General features: G+C 65.9%; 14 protein-coding genes. 6 read left to right on the top strand and 8 right to left on the bottom strand.

Annotated features, from left to right (window positions below; all coding sequences use genetic code 11):
- Window positions 1-40: 40 nt before the first annotated feature.
- The 3 genes from MNI96_RS19055 to MNI96_RS19045 all read right to left on the bottom strand — a co-directional run bounded on the left by MNI96_RS19055 (window position 41) and on the right by MNI96_RS19045 (window position 2,927).
- A complete protein-coding gene (locus tag MNI96_RS19055) occupies window positions 41-391 on the bottom strand; it encodes a PilZ domain-containing protein (protein WP_283776581.1) in 351 nt (116 codons plus the stop codon).
- A 338-nt stretch (window positions 392-729) separates the two neighbouring features.
- Window positions 730-2,202: an ATP-binding protein gene (locus tag MNI96_RS19050; RefSeq protein ID WP_249695710.1), complete on the bottom strand. Its 1,473-nt coding sequence runs from the start codon at window positions 2,200-2,202 to the stop codon at window positions 730-732.
- Window positions 2,199-2,927: a response regulator gene (locus MNI96_RS19045; RefSeq protein WP_249695709.1), complete on the bottom strand. Its 729-nt coding sequence runs from the start codon at window positions 2,925-2,927 to the stop codon at window positions 2,199-2,201. The genes MNI96_RS19050 and MNI96_RS19045 overlap by 4 nt, the downstream gene beginning before the upstream one ends.
- 201 nt (window positions 2,928-3,128) lie before the next feature.
- On the opposite strand from MNI96_RS19045, the gene MNI96_RS19040 reads away from it, so the two are divergent.
- The 5 genes from MNI96_RS19040 (at window position 3,129) to MNI96_RS19020 (ending at window position 9,912) form a co-directional block, all read left to right on the top strand.
- Window positions 3,129-4,052 (top strand): EF-hand domain-containing protein, encoded by a 924-nt coding sequence (locus MNI96_RS19040; RefSeq protein WP_249695707.1) that lies wholly within the window; start codon window positions 3,129-3,131, stop codon window positions 4,050-4,052.
- Window positions 4,053-4,704: 652 nt separating this feature from the next.
- A complete protein-coding gene (locus MNI96_RS19035) occupies window positions 4,705-5,838 on the top strand; it encodes a type III PLP-dependent enzyme (RefSeq protein WP_283776569.1) in 1,134 nt (377 codons plus the stop codon).
- Window positions 5,839-6,119: 281 nt separating this feature from the next.
- Window positions 6,120-7,505: a homospermidine synthase gene (locus MNI96_RS19030; RefSeq protein ID WP_249695730.1), complete on the top strand. Its 1,386-nt coding sequence runs from the start codon at window positions 6,120-6,122 to the stop codon at window positions 7,503-7,505.
- A gap of 152 nt (window positions 7,506-7,657) precedes the next feature.
- Complete coding sequence (locus MNI96_RS19025) at window positions 7,658-8,881, top strand: aminotransferase (protein WP_249695729.1); 1,224 nt, start codon at window positions 7,658-7,660, stop codon at window positions 8,879-8,881.
- A 5-nt stretch (window positions 8,882-8,886) separates the two neighbouring features.
- Window positions 8,887-9,912, top strand: coding sequence for an asparaginase (locus MNI96_RS19020; protein ID WP_249695728.1), 1,026 nt, complete (start codon window positions 8,887-8,889; stop codon window positions 9,910-9,912).
- Between the two features lie 25 nt (window positions 9,913-9,937).
- Here MNI96_RS19020 and MNI96_RS19015 read toward each other — a convergent pair whose 3' ends face one another.
- Window positions 9,938-11,365 carry a TIGR03808 family TAT-translocated repetitive protein gene (locus MNI96_RS19015; protein WP_249695706.1) on the bottom strand — a complete coding sequence of 476 codons (1,428 nt, stop codon included), beginning with the start codon at window positions 11,363-11,365 and terminating at the stop codon, window positions 9,938-9,940.
- A 120-nt stretch (window positions 11,366-11,485) separates the two neighbouring features.
- Window positions 11,486-12,067, bottom strand: a complete 582-nt coding sequence (locus MNI96_RS19010) for a DUF1131 family protein (RefSeq protein WP_249695705.1) — start codon at window positions 12,065-12,067, stop codon at window positions 11,486-11,488.
- Window positions 12,068-12,632: 565 nt separating this feature from the next.
- On the opposite strand from MNI96_RS19010, the gene MNI96_RS19005 reads away from it, so the two are divergent.
- Window positions 12,633-13,394, top strand: coding sequence for a helix-turn-helix transcriptional regulator (locus MNI96_RS19005; RefSeq protein WP_249695704.1), 762 nt, complete (start codon window positions 12,633-12,635; stop codon window positions 13,392-13,394).
- Between the two features lie 126 nt (window positions 13,395-13,520).
- Here the strand turns inward: MNI96_RS19005 and MNI96_RS19000 are convergent, their stop codons facing one another.
- The 3 genes from MNI96_RS19000 to MNI96_RS18990 all read right to left on the bottom strand — a co-directional run bounded on the left by MNI96_RS19000 (window position 13,521) and on the right by MNI96_RS18990 (window position 17,466).
- A complete protein-coding gene (locus tag MNI96_RS19000; RefSeq protein ID WP_249695703.1) occupies window positions 13,521-14,102 on the bottom strand; it encodes an LOG family protein in 582 nt (193 codons plus the stop codon).
- An 8-nt stretch (window positions 14,103-14,110) separates the two neighbouring features.
- Window positions 14,111-15,502, bottom strand: coding sequence for a dipeptidase (locus tag MNI96_RS18995; RefSeq protein WP_249695702.1), 1,392 nt, complete (start codon window positions 15,500-15,502; stop codon window positions 14,111-14,113).
- A 407-nt stretch (window positions 15,503-15,909) separates the two neighbouring features.
- On the bottom strand, window positions 15,910-17,466 hold the full coding sequence (locus MNI96_RS18990) for a helicase HerA-like domain-containing protein (RefSeq protein ID WP_249695701.1): 1,557 nt from the start codon (window positions 17,464-17,466) through the stop codon (window positions 15,910-15,912).
- Window positions 17,467-17,472: the final 6 nt, after the last annotated feature.

Here is a 17,472-nt window from a genome sequence, read left to right as displayed (position 1 = left end):
GCCGGGAGGCTTTCTCTTTCAAGGAGCGCCGCAACCGGCTCTAGCGTTCCGAAGTGTGGAACGGCTGGACGATGGTCTCGGCAGTGTTACGCAGGCGTCCAATGTGATGCAGCGCTTCCTTCAGCCGCTCCTGCTCCCGGTCGCCGTAGATGAAGCGCCAGCCTGACTCCTTGTTCCGATGCCAGCGTCGCTCGGCCCGCAGTTCCAATCCGTGACCGTTGATCGAAATCCTGACGCTAAGTGCGAAGTTCGGCAGATCTGGGCAACGTATGCGGCAGCCGGTCAGGCTGAGATCCATCATGCTGGCAGCCATCGGCCCGCGCATGGTCATGATTACAACCGGTATCTCCCCCTCCGCCCTGGGTGACCGCCGGCGCTCCTTTTGCACCATCGACGATGGCATGTAGCGATTTCTCGATGACAGGGCTCCCATCCTCCCCTTGTCCTCAATTGCGCAGGAAGTCGAACAGTCTCCCTCCCGGAGTCCATTCGCTTGCCTGCTCCTCCTCTCAGCAGTTATACGGCCCAGAATATTGCCGATATCTGAGTGTGAGCAGAGAATTTTAGTAAAGAGAGATGAAAATCCGAGGATGACGCAACGTTAAATTCCGGTCAGATTGTCAGATGATCGCAAAATGTGACGCGGAGTCATGAAGTTGTTGCCGTCGCACGTTGTGCTCGGATCTCGCAACACAAGGGGCCGTTGACGTGTCTGTGTTCCTCGCCGCCTCAACGGCGGCCAGGGCGGTCGTCCATCGGCAGTGCGATTCGTGCTTCCAGGCCGCCGTCCGGGTGGTTGGCGAGCATCAAGGTGCCGCCATGCGCATGGACGATTGAGCGGGCGATGGACAGGCCGAGGCCGATGCCACCGGTTTCCTCCGACCGCGATTCCTCGAGCCGCACGAAGGGCTCGAACACGTCCTTCAGCCGTTCTTCCGGGATGCCGGGGCCGTGGTCGCGCACGGTGATGACCGCTTGTCCGGCCTCGGATGAGAGCTGCAGCGTGGCGTCGCCGCCATAGCGCACCGCGTTGTCGATGAGGTTGCGCATGGCACGCTTGAGGCTGAACGGCCGACAGGACACGACGATGCGGCTGCCTTCGGGCGGGTCGAAGGCCACCGGCCTGCCGATATCGCGATAGTCCTCGGCGATGGCGTCGATGAAGCCGCTGAGGTCCGTCGGTGCGCCGACTTCGCGCGAGGCTTCGTCCCGGGCAAAGGCCAGCGCTGCCTCGACCATGCGCTGCATCTCGTCGAGCGTCTCGATCATCTTCTCCCGATTTTCGTCGTCGTCGATGAACTCTGCACGGATGCGCAACGAGGTGATCGGGGTGCGCAGGTCGTGGCTGATCGCACCCAGCATGCGCGTGCGGTCGCGTACGAAGCGGGTCAAGCGGTCCTGCATGACGTTGAAAGCCTGGATCGTGCTCCGCACTTCCGACGGCCCGCTCTCGGGCAGCGGTTCCACATCCTCGCCGCGCCCCAGCCGACCGGCGGCGGCGGCCAGATCGCGCAAGGGGCGAGTGAGGCGGCGCACGGTCAGGCCGATGACGAGGACAATGGCCGTTGCCATCAGCGCTACGGTGACGAAAACCGGAAGGAGCGTGTTGCGCGGCACGCGGAAGCGGCTGGCTCCGTTGAGCCAGCGCCCGTCCGACAGTTGCACGGACAGCGTCAGCGACACGGGGGCGGCGCGCCAGCTGCCGTGATGGTGCGGGGCAGGGCGGTCGCGGGCCTGCCTGTCTTCCGGCCGGTCGTCGGCCTCGTCCTCCCCCTCGCTGTCGCCGACATCGATCCGCCGGCGCGAAGGCGGGGCATGGGAGACCTCGCGCCGCGAGACGTCGACCCGGATGGTCTTGCCGGCATCGAGTTCCTCGCCGAGCATGGCGGCGATCCGCTTGTCGGTCCTGCCGCCTCCGGCTTCGGCAAGGGCAGGAGTCTCGTCGATCCAGTACCAGAGGAAGCGGCTGGAGATGGCCCGGAGCATGTCCGGGTGCTGGCTCTCCGGCGCTGCCTCGACGAGGCGCACCAGAGAGACGGTGCGCGAGACGATGGTGTTGCGGGCAAGCTCCACCAACGCCACCCGCCGTTCGCCGGCGAAGAGCCACAGCGTGATGATCTGGGCCAGCACCACCGCGATCAGCAGCAGGGCGACAAGCTGGCCGGCCAGCGAGCGCGGCCAGGGACGCAAGCGGGCCGTCATGCGACGATGTCCTCGACTTCTGCGGTGAAGGTGTAGCCACCGCCCCAGACGGTCTTGATCAGTTCCGGGTTCTTCGGGTCGGGCTCGATCTTGCGGCGCAGGCGGCTGACCTGATTGTCGATCGAGCGGTCGAAGGCGGCAGGGCTGCGGCCGGAGGTGATGTCGAGCAGCTGGTCGCGCGACAGCACCATGCGAGGGCGCTTCAGGAAGGCGATCAGCAACTGGAACTCACCGGTCGACAGCGGCACGGCAACGCCGTCTTCTCCCGTGAGCAGGCGCTTGGGGACATCGAGGCGCCAGCCGGCGAAGGCGAGCGTCTCGGCCTCGATCGGGTCGCGCTGCTTGGGCACCTGGGAGGAACGACGCAGGACGGCGCGGATGCGCGCCAGCAATTCGCGCGGGTTGAACGGCTTGGTCACATAGTCGTCGGCACCGATCTCCAGCCCGACGATGCGGTCCGTGTCTTCGGCCATCGCCGTGAGCAGGATCACCGGCATCGTGCCGCTTTCCACCAGCGAGCGGCAGAGGGAAAGACCGTCTTCGCCGGGCATCATGATGTCGAGCACGACGAGGTCCACCGCCGCGGCCTTCAGGAACTTGCGCGCCTGGGCAGCATTTTCCGCGACCGAGGCACGCAGCCCGTTCTTGCGCAGATAACGCGCCAGCGACTCGCGAATGTCGCGGTGGTCGTCGACGACGAGAATATGGTGCCCGCTTTCGCTCATGGGTCGCTTCCGCCTCGAATTGTCTCCCTCGCACTCTAGATATCCCTGCCCGCATCGGCAGGGAAACCGCAATTGTATCTAGATGTAACGTGTGGGCAGACCGCCACAGCTTGCGACACAAAGGCGGTGTTGCAGGCACATTTCAGCGACAAGCGGCCGCTAGACCGGTGTCATCGCAGTGACCGACAAGGAGATGACGCGATGACCACTTTCAAGAAGATCACGCTGGCCGCCCTCGCCGCGGCGCTGGTCGGGACCACCGCCATGCCCGCCTTTGCCGACCGTGACGGCGGCAAGCCCGGCTGGGGTCGCGACGGCGGCAAGTCGGGTTGGCACCAGTCCCATCGTGGCGGCAAGCACGGCTGGCATCATGGCCGCCGCGGCAACATGGCCCGGATGTTCATGGAGCGCTTCGACACCGACGGCGACGGCAAGGTGACCCAGGCCGAGATCGACGCCAAGGTGGAGGCGACCTTCACCGCCGCCGACACGAACGGCGACGGCAAGGTGACGCTGGAAGAGTTCAAGGTCGCGTACCAGAACGAGTTCAGCGAGCGCCGCGTTCGTGCCTTCCAGCGCCTCGACCGCGATGGCGACGGCAAGATCACCGAGGAAGAGTACTCCCGTCCGATGGAGCGCATGATCTCCCGCATGGAGCGGCGCGCCGGCAACGATGACAACAAGGGCCGTGGCGGTCCGCGCGGTCATGGTCGGATGATGGAGCGCTTCGACGCGGACGGCGACGGCAACGTGACAGGCGACGAGATCCGCACGGCCCGTGCCGATGCCTTCGCCACGGCCGATGCCGATGGCGACAAGGCCCTGACGCTCGAGGAGTTCGGCACGATCTGGGCCGAGCGTACCGACAGCCGCATGGTGCGTGCCTTCCAGCGGCTCGACCGTGACGGCGACCTTGCCATCACCCGCGAGGAAGCGGCGCGTCCCTTCGCGGGCCTCGTTGCCCGCATGGATCGCAATGGCGACGGTGCTCTGTCCCGCGAAGACCGCCCGCGTGGCGGCATGCGGGATCGCGACGGCAAGCGCTGGCATGGCAAAAAGCACCACGGCATGAAGGGCGAAGGTCGCGGCGCGCGCGGCGAAGGCCCGCGTGGCAGCAACGACTGATAGGGCGGTTCCTCCGTTTGAACTTCTCTGCTGAACTGCGCAAGCGGCGGGACCTCGTGTCCCGCCGTTCGTGTTCGCAAGGGGCTTCTGCGCCGGCCGGGAAGAGCCTGATTCCCCTGCGGCTGCGGCGTGTCGCCCGTCTCGTGCGGTCCGGCCCGTTTCGCCTATCGGCAAAAGTCACAGGAAATACGGAAACGCATGGAAGATGCGCAAAAAATGCACCTGATCGAGGGATTTTTCCCTTGATTAAGACAGGCTCCTGATTCATATCTCCTCTTGCCCAAATTCGCACGTGCCCGTGGTCGTCCAACCGAAAGGTGGCAGTCGCTCAAAAGGGCCCGGACCTGTCCGGAATAGAGCGACAAAACGGATGGCTTAAAGCAACGACGTAAGAGGGCTTTTTTGGTCTCTGCCGGGTTTCCAAGTCCCGGGGTCACTGAAGAGGCACTTGTTACATCATTGCCGGCCGTGCGGTTCGGGACACCCGATCCAATCCAAGGCAGCAATCGCGGAACGGCGACACGCTTGCGCGCATGCAGGCGTCGAACCCGACCGTTGCATATGGCGTCCGTTTTCTCCCCGTCTCCAAAGCGGGCGGGAGGCGTGATCGCATATGCACCTGTACCGGAATTCGGACTTGCGGGTGAATGCCATGACCGAGCGCATCAAGAACTTCCTCCGGCAGCGACGAGGCGAGGGGCCTTGCGTCGTCGTCGATCTCGACATCGTCCAGGACAACTATCTCGCCTTCGAGCGGGCTCTGCCGGACACTCGCGTCTTCTACGCGGTGAAGGCCAACCCGGCTCCCGAGATCCTGGCGCTGCTCGCCAGCCTCGGCTCCTCGTTCGACTGCGCCTCGGTGCCGGAGATCGAGATGGCCCTGGCCGCCGGCGCGGGCCCCGAGCGTATTTCCTTCGGCAACACCATCAAGAAGGAGCGCGATGTCGCGCGTGCCTTCGAACTGGGTGTGCGCCTGTTCGCCGTCGATTGCGAGGCCGAGGTCGAGAAGATCGCCCGTGCCGCCCCCGGCGCGCAGGTGTTCTGCCGCATCCTGTGTGATGGCGCCGGCGCCGACTGGCCGCTGTCGCGCAAGTTCGGCTGCGCGCCCTCCATGGCGCCGCAGGTGCTCGAGCATGCCCATCGTCTGGGCCTCGCTGCGCATGGCGTGTCGTTCCACGTCGGCTCGCAGCAGGCGAATGTCGAGGCCTGGGACACGGCCCTGGGCTCTGCCGCCGCGATCTTCCGCGAGATGGCCGAGCGCGGCATCGTGCTGTCGATGGTCAACCTGGGTGGCGGTTTCCCCGCTCGCTACCTGAAGGACGTCCCGGGCGTGCCGCGCTACGGCGAGGCGATCCTGCGCGGCCTGGCCAAGCATTTCGGCAACCGCATCCCGCAGACGATCATCGAGCCGGGCCGCGGCATGGTCGGCGATGCCGGCATGATCGAGGCCGAGGTGGTGCTGATCTCGAAGAAATCCGAGGCCGAGGACGAGATCCGCTGGGTCTACCTCGACATCGGCAAGTTCAACGGCCTGGCCGAGACCATGGACGAGGCGATCCGCTATCCGATCCGCACGGACAAGGATGAGGACCGCAAGACCCCCTGCGTGCTCGCCGGCCCGACCTGCGACAGCGTCGACGTGCTCTACGAGAAGACCCCGTACGAGCTGCCCGTCAGCCTGTCGATCGGCGACAAGGTGCTGATCGAGGCGTGCGGCGCCTACACCACCACCTATTCGGCGGTGGCCTTCAACGGCTTCGAGCCCCTGCGCTCCTACGTCATCTGACGGTCACTCAGAATAACGTCCTATAGAGATCCCGAAAAACTCCGAGTCGGCCGGTCGCGAAAGCGGCCGGCCGGCGTTATGGTCCAGCCATGGCGGCCGCTGCCTGTTGCGCGCCATGCCGACACGTTGCAAGCAGAAGGACACTCGCCATGACCGAAATGAAGACCCCGGCGGCGAAGAAAAAGGCCGCCAGGTCCGCCCCGGCAACCACGTCGTCCGCCAGCTCCGCAGCCGCGGAGAAGTCCTGGCCGGTTCACGGCACCATTTCCGGCCCGATCGTGATGATCGGCTTCGGCTCCATCGGCAAGGGCACCCTGCCGCTGATCGAGCGCCATTTCCGCTTCGATGCCTCGCGCGTGACGGTGATCGATCCCGTCGACACCGACCGCAAGCTGGTCGACGACCGCGGCTACAAGTTCCTCAAGGAAGCCATCACCAAGGACAATTATCGCGATATCCTGTCGCCGATGCTCACCGAGGGCGAAGGTCAGGGCTTCTGCGTCAACCTGTCGGTCGACACCTCCTCGCTGGAGCTGATGAAGCTCTGCCGCGAGCTGGGCGTCCTGTACATCGACACCGTCGTCGAGCCGTGGCTCGGCTTCTATTTCGACGAGACCGCAGATAACGCCTCGCGCACCAACTACGCGCTGCGCGAGACCGTGCGCCGCGAAAAGAAAAAGAACCCGGGCGGCACGACGGCCGTCTCCTGCTGCGGCGCCAACCCCGGCATGGTCTCCTGGTTCGTCAAGCAGGCGCTGGTCGACATTGCCCGCGACACCGGCGCCAAGTTCGAGGAGCCGACCAACCGCAAGGGTTGGGCGAAGCTGATGAAGAAGGTCGGCGTCAAGGGCGTGCACATCGCCGAGCGCGACACCCAGCGGGCCAAGAAGCCGAAGCCGATGGGCGCATTCTGGAACACCTGGTCGGTCGAGGGCTTCCTCTCCGAGGGCTTCCAGCCGTCCGAGCTGGGCTGGGGCACGCACGAGAAGTGGATGCCGAAGAACGCCCGCAAGCACAAGAAGGGCTGCAAGGCGGCGATCTACCTGGAACAGCCGGGCGCCAACACCCGCGTGCGCACCTGGTGCCCGACACCGGGTGCCCAGTACGGCTTCCTCGTCACCCACAACGAGTCGATCTCCATCGCCGACTTCTTCACGCTGAAGGAGAACGGTAAGGTCGTCTACCGTCCGACCTGCCACTACGCCTACCACCCGGCCAACGACGCGGTGCTGTCGCTGCACGAGCTGTTCGGCGCCGCCGGCAAGATGCAGGAGACCCTGCACGTTCTGGCCGAGGACGAGATCGTCGACGGTATCGATGAGCTCGGAGTGCTGCTCTATGGTCACGAGAAGAACGCCTACTGGTACGGCTCCCAGCTCTCCATCGAGGAGACCCGCGAAATCGCCCCCTACCAGAACGCGACCGGCCTGCAGGTGACCTCGGCCGTGCTTGCCGGCATGGTCTGGGCGCTGGAGAACCCGAACGAGGGCATCGTCGAGGCGGACGAGATGGACTACCGGCGCTGCCTCGAGGTTCAGCGTCCCTATCTCGGCCCGGTCAAGGGCTACTACACCGACTGGACGCCGCTCACCGATCGTCCGGGCTTCTTCCCCGAGGACCTCGACGAGAGCGATCCCTGGCAGTTCCGCAACATCCTGGTGCGCTGACCTCGCACCGCGATCCGGACGTCTCGACGGCCCGTGCCGATCTTCCCCAGCGGGAGGCCGGCGCGGGCCGTTCGCGCATCCTCACTCGACGCAGCCGCCGCGAATGGCTACAAACCCCGGACAAAGTCGCCATGTGGGAACGCAAGCACGCCATGAAGCCGACCAATCCTGTTTTCACCGGACTGCCGACAACGATCTTCGAGACCATGTCGCGGCTCGCCATCGCCAACGGTGCGATCAATCTGGGTCAGGGCTTTCCGGATGTGGACGGGCCGCAGGACGTGCGCCAGGCCGCGGCCGATGCGCTGATGGCAGGCCCGAACCAGTACCCGCCGATGCTGGGCCTGCCGGAGCTGCGCCAGGCGGTCGCCGCCTCGACCAAGCGCTTCTACGATCTCGATGTCGACTGGCAGAGCGAGGTCATGGTGACCTCGGGCGCGACCGAGGCACTGGCCGACGTGCTGCTGGCCCTGCTGGAGCCGGGCGACGAGGTCATCCTCATCGAGCCGCTCTATGACTGCTACCTGCCTCTGGTGAAGCGTGCAGGCGGCATCCCGGTGCGTCTGCGCGTCACGCCGCCGCACTGGAAGCTCGACCTTGGCAAGCTGGCCGACGCTTTCACCGAGAACACCAAGGCTATCCTCATCAACAATCCGATGAATCCGGCCGGCAAGGTGTTCGGCGAAGACGAACTGGCCGCGATCGCCCGGCTGTGCATCGAGCACGGCGTCTATGCGATCTGCGACGAGGTCTACGAGCATCTGCTGTTCGACGGCCGCCAGCACCTGCCTCTGATGGCGTTCCCTGGCATGCGCGAGCGGGCGGTGCGCATCGGCTCCGCCGGCAAGACCTTCTCGCTGACCGGTTGGAAGGTCGGCTATGTCACAGCCGCGCCGAACCTGCTCGATCCGATCGCCAAGGCGCACCAGTTCGTGACCTTCACGACGCCGCCCAACCTGCAGAAGGCGGTGGCCTACGGCCTTGGCAAGGAAGACAGCTACTTTCTCACCCTGCGCGACGAGATGCAGGCCAAGCGCGATCGGTTCGCGAGGGGGATTGCAGCTCTCGGCTTCGGCGTTCTGCCTTGCGAGGGCACCTACTTCCTGACCTGCGACGTCTCGACCCTCGGCCTGCAGGGCACCGATGTCGATATCTGCCGTCAGCTGGTGGAAGAGGCCGGCGTTGCCGCCGTGCCGGTTTCGGCCTTCTACGTTGCCGACGCCCCGACCAATTTCGTGCGCTTCTGTTTCTGCAAGAAGGATGAGGTGCTGGACGGGGCCCTGGAACGGTTGAACGCCTTCCTGTCGGCCCGCGGGGGTTCCTCCGCTGTCCTGTCCGCACCCGGTTCCCTTCAGGTGGCAGCCGAGAAGGCTTGAGCGAGATGGAAAATCCGGTCCTGGTGGAAGTGCTGCGCGGCGATGCGGTGGAAAGCCGCCATCGCGGTGCGCTTGCGGTGGTTGATGCTGGCGGTCACGTCGTTGCCGCGCTCGGCGAGCACCAGCGGCCGGTTTTTCCGCGCTCGGCCGTGAAGGCGCTGCAGGCCCTGCCGCTGGTGGAATCCGGCGCGGCCGAAGCGCTGGACCTCGACGATGCAGAACTTGCGCTCGCCTGTTCCTCGCACAATGGCGAGGAGGTGCATGTGAATGCGGCACGGGTGATGCTGTTGAAGGCCGGCCTCGATGAGGACGCGCTGGAATGCGGCAGCCAGTGGCCGCGCCGGATGGAGGACGTCGCTGTTCTTCACCGGACGGATGCCACGCCTTGTCCGCTGCATAACAATTGCTCGGGCAAACATGCCGGCTTCCTCGGGCTTGCCCGCACGCTCGGGGCGCCGACGCGCGGCTATGTCGAGCCGGACCATCCGGTGCAGCTTGAGGTGCGGGCGGCCATCGAGCAGATGGCCGGCATCGATCTTTCCTCGATCGCACGAGGCACCGACGGGTGTTCGATCCCCACCTATGCGATGCCGCTGGCGCCGCTGGCGCGCGCCTTCGCCTGTTTCGGCACCGGCGAGGGGCTCGAGCCCTTGCGCGCACAGGCCGCCGAGCGGCTGTACAATGCCTGTGTCGACCATCCCTTCATGATTGCCGGTACGGGACGCTTCTGCACGGATGTGATGAAAGCACTCGGCGGGCGGGTGTTCGTCAAGACGGGCGCCGAGGGCGTCTTTACCGCGGCGATCCCCGAACTCGGCTTTGGTATTGCGTTGAAATGCGACGACGGCGCGACGCGTGCGGCCGAGACGATGATGGCTGCCGTCATCGATGCGTTGCTGGAACTCGACGAGGACGAGGCGAAGGCGCTGCGTCCCTGGCTCGCCCCGCCGCTCGCCAACTGGAACGGCCGACCTGTCGGCAGCATCCGTGCCGTCGCCGAGGCATTTGCGCCGCTGAGAAGCATCGTCTGACGGCGATTGCCTGTTTCAACCAATTCTACCGAACCATGTTGCCCTGAATGGCAAGGTGGCCGAAACCGTCGGCCGCGCCCGGCCGCGTCAGATCGCCGGTGACCGCTTCCTTCCAGCGATGGCCGATCACGGCGCCGCCCGGCGTGCCGGAGAAGATGTTGCCGGAAATCAGTGCTGCGCCGGCGCCTTCCACTACGGTGACCGCTGCGCCCACCGGGCAATCGCGGATGACGTTGGACGCGATGCTGACATCGCGCAGGTAAGGTCCCCAGCCCATGTGCAGTCCGAAACGTGCGGCCTTTTCCACCACATTTCCGGTAACCGCCGTGTCGGCCTCGACCGCGATGCCGATGCCGAAGCCCTGTACTTCCGGCGGGTAGGGGCCGGTGTCGGCGATGTTGCGGACGAGATTTCCGGAGCAGGTGGCGAGCCGGCCGCCGTCCAGGAAATTGGCGATGGAAATGCCGATGGCGCCGCCGTCGACCAGATTGTCGGCGATCACCGCGCCCTGGAAGGCAAACTCCGAATAGATCGCGGTCTCGCCCGAGCGCAGGCACGAGTTGCCCTCGATCAGCACGTTGGACCCGCTGTTGGAGCGGATCGCCGAGAAGGCGCAGTCGGCAATGCGGTTGCCGCGCACGACGACACCATGGGCGCGGAAGATGTTGATGCCGTTGCCGTTCTGCCCGGTGCCGCCGTCGCGGGCGGAGATCCGCTCGACCCGGTTGCCGGAGACGATGCTGCCGTCCTCGCCTTCGCTCCAGCGATGCACGAGAATGCCGGCATTGGCGCAGTCGTGGACATGGTTGTCGGTGATCGACAGGCCGCGCGCCTCGATGGAGCGCAGTCCGGCCGTGCGCGCCCCGGAGATCGTGTTGCCGACGATGCGCCCGCCGCAGCGGTCCAGCGCCAGGCCGGCCTGTGAGCTGCCGGTGATGGTGCAGCCTTCGATCAGGAGGTCGTCGACATCGGCGAAGTGCAGCAGGGCGGGCGTGTACTCGCCGAGCAGCCGATTGTCGCCGTCGAAATGGATCCCCTCCATGCCGATGGTGCCGGGCCCTTGCGCGAACATGAGATGCCCGCCGCCCTGATAGTCGAGACGGGTCTGGCCGGCCAGGCCGACAAGGCGAGCGCCGGGAGGAATGCGAAGGTTGGCGACCGTATAGCGTCCGCCGGGCAGGAACAGCGCCCGCCCGCGCTCCGCCGCCGCATCGATGGCCTGCTGCATCAGGGCGCTCTGGTCGTCGGCGGCGCCCGGCCGGATGCCGAATTCGCTTGCCTCGATGGTGCCGCGCAGATCGGCGACACGTACCGCCGCGGCGGCGGGCCTTGCGGCCTGCGGCAGGAGAAGAGGTGAAACGAGACCGGCAAACGCCAGCCCGCCGCGCAGAAACCCGCGCCGTGTCGGCCCGGATTGCGCGCAGCGATCCCGCGTCTCAAATGGCGATGCCATGTGCTGCCTGTCCCGTTTCATGCCCATCCACTCTCCCCAAGACCTGCAACGCAAACGGCGTGCCTGATTGCCCGTCCCGAAACGGGACGAGCATTGATGGCCCTGGCGGGAAGGAAAAGGTCAGGCGCGTCCGGGGGTCCAGATGATCCGCTGCAGAACGGCCTCACGCAGTTGGTCGCTTGGTGCCAGCTGGTCGAAGGGGCCGGGATATTGCGGGATCGCATAGACGAGCGTGACGTTGCTGGTGCCGCGTGCCTTGCAGATCGCCATGCCGCGCCACAGGTTGCGGCCGACGCGGCAGTCGCCGCGCGAGGTGCCGATATCGGCGAAGGTCATGCCGATACGCTCGCCGTTGGGGCCCTGCAGATGGTGGGTTACGCCGTGCATCTCGCGCAGCTTGCCGTTGCTGCCCTTGTAGAAGTGCAGGACTTGGAAGCCCTCGGCGTTGTAGGCGCCGATCGCCCACTCGGTCTTGTCTTCGGTGGCAGCCTGGAAACCCTCGGTGGTGAAGCCGGGCAGGGCCGCGGCAATTGCCTTCTCCGAGTAGGGCGTCTCGGCGGTGATGCCGCCGGCGCCGGCTTCGGTGATCTGGACCTGCGGGCCGGGCGTGCGGATCGAACCGACGGTATCGCCATCGAGCGTCGGCGAGCAGGCGGCGAGCAGAGGCAGGAGAAGCAAGAGGGCGGAACGTGAAAGTCTCATCGTGAATCGGATCTCCTCGACTGTGCCCGGCCGGCAGATAGCACTCATGAGCCTGGCAAGGAACCCCTGCGAGGCGGTGTCTTGGCCGTTTCGGAGCGGGTGGCCACCCTGACGAGATTGCCCCTCGCGAAACTGACAGTACTTTATGCGACGATCTCGCCCGGTTTCACGCTTGCGGGTCGTCCGGCGACTGAAAAAGGTGGAGAAGGCAATGAATCGCGAACGGCCTCTGCCTCTTTTCTTTCGTTGCAGTAAAAACTATTGGTAACAGAGGGTTGCAGAGCTCCGGCGTTCCATGGTCTGATTGGAATTCTCGGGGGCAGCTACCCCGTCAGGATTCGGAAGACCGCTGTCGGACGTCCCCTCGGGGAGGGGAGGGGGTGTCTGCTTCACGTGGTTTTCGTTCGATTTCAAGTCGGGGCCCCGCCGAGGCGGGGAAAATTCTGACAAGGAAGAGACGCCTGAGGGACGGTGGTGTTCTTGTAAGTTTGACGGGCTTGCCGAGTGGAAAATGCCCTTGCGGCGGGTGCTGGCCCTCAAACTGGCGCAATTTGCGAGTGTATGCATGGGTGAAGATGCCAAGCCGCGAGCAGGCGAGGCTCTCAGGACGAAAGGCAGGGAAGAGATGGCCGACCCGATGGAGACGCAGTCCAAGGCGGCGGCGATTGCCGAAGCACAGACGGGCAAGCATGTTCTCGACATCGTCGAGGCTCAGCTGCGCAGGCTGGGCGCGACACATATCCTGGTAACCGGGCTGCCGATGCCCAACCGGCCGATCGACGGCCTGGTCCATCGCTTCCGCTGGGCGGACGAACGGGCCGGCGGCATCGAGCGCAGCGACCTCGATACCGAGGACGGCGCGCTGATGCTGGGCCTGATGCGCAACCGGGCATTCGTCTGGGACGTGACGGTGGGCGACATGGAGCATTCCGAGCTCTTCGCATCGCTCGGCGGCGAGACCCGCGTGGTGGTGGTGCCGGTGACCGAGACACACCCCTTCCAGGCGGTGGTGATGGGCGGCGGCGCCCATCTCGAAGCAGGCTCGGTGGAGCTGTCCAATCTCGAACTGATCTGCAACACCGCCTTCCGCCGGCTGATCGATCTCGGCGTCCTGTCGACGCAGCGCCCCGGCGATCTCTCGGCTCGCGAGCGGCGGGTGCTGGAACTCACCGCGCTCGGCAAGACCGCGAGCGATATCGCCGGTCTGCTCGACATCTCGCAGCGGACGGTGCATGCGCATCTGCAAAATGCCAGCGCCAAGCTCAACGCGTCCAACAAGACGCATACCGTGGTCGAAGCGCTACGCTACGGCCAGATCCGGCTCTGACCGGCAACGGGCGGCACGCCGGCTTATAGCCGGTCGGGAAAACGAAAACGGCCACCCGGGCGATTTGTCCGGGTGGCCGTTTTCGTTTTACGCCCCGGTGGTGCCGTGAGCGCAGCAAGCGAGGCGTCAGGTCTCGTCGCGCTTGATCCACTTCGGCGTCGCCGGCGGCTCGTAGCGCTCGAACCTGGCGATCAGCTCTGCCGGTTCGCTTGCTACCAGAACCATGTCGCGCATCACCGGCTTCACGAATTCCTCGTCGCGCTGCAGATCCAGGAAAGTCAGCAAGCCGTCGTAGAACCCGTCGACATTGAGAAGGCCGCAAGGCTTGCGGTGATAGCCGAGCTGTCCCCAGGTCCAGATCTCGAACAGCTCCTCCAGCGTGCCGGCGCCGCCCGGAAGCGCGACGAACCCGTCGGAGAAGTCGGCCATCATCGCCTTGCGCTCGTGCATGGAGGCGACGATATGCAACTCGGTGAGGCCGGCATGGGCGAGCTCCTTCTCCTGCAGTGAGAGCGGCAGCACGCCGACGACCTCGCCGCCGGCCGCCAAGGCGCCGTCGGCGACCGCACCCATCAGCCCGACCTTCGCCCCGCCATAGACGAGCCGCCGGCCGGAGCGGGCAATGGCTTCACCGGTGGCGATGGCGGCCTCGCGATAGGCCGGTTTGGCTCCCATGCTGGAGCCGCAGAAAACGCAGATAGACTTCATCGTCGCAATCAGCCCTTCGCCAGTTCGTCGAGCACACGGGCCCAGGAGCGGATGCCCTTGTGATAGCTGGTCATTTCGTATTTTTCGTTGGGTGAGTGCACCCGGTCGTCGTCGAGGCCGAAGCCGATCAATAGAGAATCCATGCCGAGCATGGTCTTGAAGTCGCCGACGATGGGAATGGACCCGCCGCAGCCGATCAGCGCGGCCTCGCGGCCCCACTCGTCGGACAGCGCCTTGCGGCCCTTGGCGAGCGCCGGACTGTCGAAGGGCAGGCGCAGGGCCGGGCTGCCGCCGTGCTTGTGGAACGTGACGGTGCAGTCGGCCGGGAGCTTCGCCTCCACATAGGCGCGGAAGGTGGCGCGCACCTTGTCCGGATCCTGGTCACCGACGAGGCGGAACGAGATCTTGGCATGAGCCTGCGAAGCAATCACGGTCTTGAAGCCGGCACCGTTGTAGCCGCCCCACACGCCGTTGATCTCGCAGGTCGGGCGCGTCCAGATCTGCTCCAGCGCGGTGCGGTCCTTCTCGCCGGCCGGATACTTCAAATCGACCCCGCCGAGGAAGGCTTCATGGTCGAAGCCGAGCTTGTCCCACAACGCGCGCACGTCCTCCGGCATCTCGATGACGCCGTCATAGAAGCCGGGCAGGGTGACCTTGCCGGTCTCGTCGTGCAGTCCTGCGAGGATGTCGGCGAGCACATGCAGCGGGTTGCGCGCAGCGCCGCCATACATGCCCGAATGCAGGTCCTTGTCGGCGGCGGTGATCGTGATCTCTTCCCCCACGAGGCCGCGCAGCATGGTGGTGATGCCGGGGGTCTGGCGATCCCACATGCCGGTGTCGCACACCAGCGCGAGATCGCAGGAGAGCTCGTCCTTGTTGGCGGTCAGGAACGGATGGAGCGACGGCGAGCCGGACTCCTCCTCGCCCTCCAGCAGCACGGAGACGGAAACCGGAAGCCCACCGGTCTCGGCGATCCAGGCGCGGGCGGCCTCGACGAAGGTCATCAACTGGCCCTTGTCGTCCGCGGAGCCGCGGGCGACGATCATCTTTGAGCCGTCCGGGCGGGTCACGACGGCCGGGTCGAACGGATCGCGCTCCCACAGATCGAGCGGGTCGATCGGCTGGACGTCGTAATGGCCGTAGAACAGAACGTGCGGCCCCGCCTTGCCGTCTTCCTTGCGGTGGCCGACCACCATCGGGTGCCCGTTCGTATCGCGCACGCTTGCCGGGATGCCGAGGGCCGTCAGTTCGCTTGCCAGCCAGTCGGCAGCCTGCCGGCAGTCGCTCTTGAAGGCCGGGTCGGTGGAAATGCTCTTGATGCGGACGAGGTCGAAGAGGCGGGCGAGCGAGTTGTCGAAATCGGAGTCGATTCGAGACAGGACCCGGTCGAGATCGGACATGGTGGGGCTCCGCTGTGAAGGATGCCCGCGGGCCGACAGACCATGGCAAGGACTGCGGCCGGCGCGCTGGTGAGGGAGCCCAGCATGGACACAGATCCTCGGTCAAGGCAAGGCGCGGCACGGCCCCGTATCGGGGAACGCACCGCGCCCTGGGGCCGGGCGGCTGCTTGTGGGCAGGCCGCCGTACACAGTGATCGAGATGGTGCCGACAAGTGTCGTTCGCGGAAGGCAGGCTGTTGCGTCGTCTCGCCGATGTTGGGGCGCCCGGTCGTGCCCGCTTTGCCGCTGACTTCTCGGTGCGGCTCCAAAAAGGGGCGGGCAACTGCTGTCGCGGCGAAGAGGGAGCCGCCGCCGCAAAGCCGAAAAACGATCTCTGGGGAGTTCAGCGCGAAGCGCTTGGAGAAGGCCTAGAAGCCCCGTTTGATCGACCCCAGGACGCCGCGCGCCAGCGCGCGGCCGAGCGCCGAGCCGAGCGAACGCACCACCGATTTCACGGCGGCGTCCGCCACGCTGTCGGTGCGCGAGCGGCTGGACCGGGTCCGGCTGCGGCTGGGTGCCGGGGCAGGCGAGGTGCCGAAGTCGGGGATCTCGAAGCCGGAGCGGGTGCGTCGGGGCGCGCCGCGTCGCTCGATCTCCTGTTCCTCGCGCGCCTGCTGGCGTTCCTCCATCCGCGCCGCCTCTTGCGCCCGGCGCTTGAGTACCTCGAAGGCGGAGTCGCGATCGACGGTCTCGTCGTAGAGATGACCGACCGGACTCATGGCGATGATCTCGCGGCGCTCGGCCTCTGTGATCGGGCCAAGGCGGGAGGAGGGCGGGCGGACGAGGGTCCGCTGGACGACGGAGGGAATGCCCTTGCCCTCCAGCACCGAAACCAGCGCTTCGCCGACACCCAGCTCCATAATGGTGCGCTCGGTGTCGAGGTCCGGGTTGGGGCGGAAGGTTTCCGCCGCTGCGCGAACGGCCTTCTGCTCGCGCGGGGTATAGGCGCGCAGCGCATGCTGCACCCGGTTGCCGAGCTGCGCCAGCACGGTCTCGGGCACGTCGAGCGGGTTCTGCGTCACGAAGTAGACGCCGACACCCTTGGAGCGGATCAGCCGGACCACCTGCTCGACTTTTTCCAGCAGCGCCTTGGGCGCCTCGGAAAACAGCAGATGCGCTTCGTCGAAGAAGAAGACCAGTCGCGGCTTTTCCGGGTCGCCCACTTCGGGCAGTTCCTCGAACAGCTCGGACAGCAGCCACAGCAGAAAGGTCGCATAGAGGCGCGGCGCGCCCATCAGCTTGTCGGCGGCCAGCACCGAGATGACGCCGCGCCCGTCGCGCGTGGTGCGCATCATGTCGCGGATGTCGAGCGCGGGTTCGCCAAAGAAGGCATCGCCACCCTGGCGTTCGAGCACCAGAAGCTGGCGCTGGATCGCGCCGACCGAGGCCTTCGAGACATTGCCGTAAACGCGGGAGAGCTCCTGCGCGCGCTCTGAGACATGCGCCAGCAACGCCTGGAGGTCCTTCAGATCGAGCAGGAGCAGGCCCTCGTCGTCGGCCAGTTCGAAGGCGACGTTGAGGACGCCTTCCTGCGTCGGATTGAGGTCCATCAGACGGGACAGCAGCAGCGGCCCCATTTCGGAGACCGTGGCGCGGATCGGGTGACCCTGCTCGCCGAACAGGTCCCAGAAGATCGTCGGGAAGTCCTCGTAGATGTAGTCGTCCGTGAAGCCGATCTGTGCAGCGCGCTTTTCAAGGAAGTCCTTCTTCTCGCCGCTGGCGGCGATGCCGGACAGGTCGCCCTTCACATCGGCGCAGAAAACCGGGACGCCGGCGCTGGAAAAGCCTTCCGCGAGGATCTGCAGCGACACGGTCTTGCCGGTGCCGGTGGCGCCGGTGATCAGGCCATGCCGGTTGGCAAGCTTCAGCGTCAGATACTCCGGTTTGTCCGAAGCACCGATGAAGATCTTGTCTGCGTCCTGCACTTCGTG

Origin of the sequence: Stappia sp. WLB 29, assembly GCF_023507705.1 — a bacterium.
Lineage (GTDB): Bacteria > Pseudomonadota > Alphaproteobacteria > Rhizobiales > Stappiaceae > Stappia.
Note: the sequence above shows the minus strand (reverse complement) of the source record. Positions and strands in the feature narration are given on the sequence as shown.